Here is a 1,983-nt window from a genome sequence, read left to right as displayed (position 1 = left end):
TCTTTGCTTTAGCTGCTTGTATAGCATCAAATATAACAGAAGCTGAATCAGCATTAGTATGCTGCGCTATTACCGGAATGTGATTCCGTTCACCCCAAACTTGTAATTGTTCAACCGCCGCTGCACGAAAAGTATCTCCGGCGGCAAGCATTACTGATTTACCTTGTTGCTGAAATTGACGAGCCAATTTACCTATTGTAGTTGTTTTACCAACACCATTAACTCCAACCATTAATATTACAAATGGTTGATGAGTTTCTACATTAAGTGGCTTATCTACATCAGTTAAAATAGTATTCATTTCTTGTTTTAAAAGATCATGTAATGCATCTGCATCTTTTAATTCTTTTCTACTGGCTTGTTGAGTCAACGTTTGGATAATTTTTTGGGTTGTATCAAATCCAACATCAGCAATTAGCAATTGTTCTTCAAGCTCTTCAAATAATGCATCATCAATCTTTTTCCCTCTAAATAAGCTAAGAAAACCAGATCCAATATTTTGCTTGGTTTTAAAAAGACCTTTTTTTAAACGAGTGAAGAATCCTTCTTTTTTTTGTTCAGTCATAAATACCTTATCCGATGATCATATCTATTAATCATTTTATCTTATTTTAATATAAAGCCCAACGCATTCAGTGAGACTGCTTAATATTATTTAAACACTATCGATTAAAGATCATTTATTGTGATAGTTTTCCATTCACCTTGCTGTAAATGGTGATCAAATAAATTATATCTTCCGATTTGAACTCTAATTAAACGTAAACAAGGAAAACCTACAGTAGCACACATCCTTCTTACTTGACGATTTTTTCCTTCGGTTATTGTAAGGCTAATCCATGAAGTGGGAATAGTTTTACGATCTCTGATTGGGGGATTTCTTGGCCATAAATCAAGTGGCTCATCAATTATTTTTACAATCGCTGGTGCTGTATGAAATTCCTTCAACTGAACACCATTAATCAATCTATCCAGTGCCTGTTTATCAATTAGACCTTCTACTTGAGCCCAATAGGTTTTTGGTAACTTAAATTTTGGAGAACTAATTTTAGCCTGTAATTTACCATCATTAGTTAACAATAATAGTCCTTCACTATCGGTATCCAATCTTCCAGCAGGATAAAATTTAGGTAACTCAATAAAATTTTTTAATGTCTGATATTTTTCATGTTCAGAAAATTGGCTAATAACATTAAACGGTTTATTAAATGCAACTAATGAGCTCATCGATTATTTACATAATTTAAAATTAAAAAGCAGAAACAAAAAAGCCCAGCATCACTGCTGGGCTCTCGCTTATTTATTAGTCTGGCGGCACCCTACTCTCACATGGGTAATACCCACACTACCATCGGCACTACGGCGTTTCACTTCTGAGTTCGGCATGGGGTCAGGTGGGACCACCGCGCTATTACCGCCAGACATATTCTGTATACTCTCATTTCTTTGTTAATGTGTCATACCTTTCTTCTTCATAACACACCAACCCAATCCGGAACAAACTGCTTTTCTTCTACTTAGCGCCCAAAACAACTCCGAGTTGTAAGGTTAAGACTCTCGGTTCATTAGTATCAGTTAGCTCAATGTATCACTACACTTACACACCTGACCTATCTACGTCTTAGTCTCAAACGGACCTTACAGATTCTCATCTGGGAAAACTCATCTCAAGGCTAGTTTCGTGCTTAGATGCTTTCAGCACTTATCTATCCCGCACGTAGCTACCGGGCAATGCAATTGGCATCACAACCCGTACACCAGCGGTGCGTTCACTTCGGTCCTCTCGTACTAGAAGCAAACCCTCTCAATTTTCCTACGCCCATGGCAGATAGGGACCGAACTGTCTCACGACGTTCTAAACCCAGCTCGCGTACCACTTTAAACGGCGAACAGCCGTACCCTTGGGACCTACTTCAGCCCCAGGATGTGATGAGCCGACATCGAGGTGCCAAACACCGCCGTCGATATGAACTCTTGGGCGGT

1 protein-coding gene, 2 rRNA genes and 1 pseudogene are annotated in these 1,983 nt (G+C 38.5%); all 4 read right to left on the bottom strand.

Translation table 11 applies throughout. The features are described 5' to 3' along the window. Window positions 1-550: pseudogene (locus A9G12_RS04825) on the bottom strand (signal recognition particle receptor subunit alpha); the annotation flags it as partial. A gap of 119 nt (window positions 551-669) precedes the next feature. After that, complete coding sequence (locus A9G12_RS04820; RefSeq protein WP_065564747.1) at window positions 670-1,227, bottom strand: pseudouridine synthase; 558 nt, start codon at window positions 1,225-1,227, stop codon at window positions 670-672. Between the two features lie 79 nt (window positions 1,228-1,306). Further along, window positions 1,307-1,422 (bottom strand): 5S ribosomal RNA (gene rrf, locus A9G12_RS04815). Window positions 1,423-1,544: 122 nt separating this feature from the next. Beyond that, a 23S ribosomal RNA gene (locus tag A9G12_RS04810) occupies window positions 1,545-1,983 on the bottom strand; the annotation flags it as partial.

It is taken from the genome of Gilliamella sp. wkB112 (assembly GCF_001690685.1).
GTDB lineage: Bacteria > Pseudomonadota > Gammaproteobacteria > Enterobacterales > Orbaceae > Gilliamella > Gilliamella apicola_J.
The sequence above is the reverse complement of the archived record's forward strand: the minus strand, read 5'-3'. Positions and strand labels throughout refer to the sequence as shown.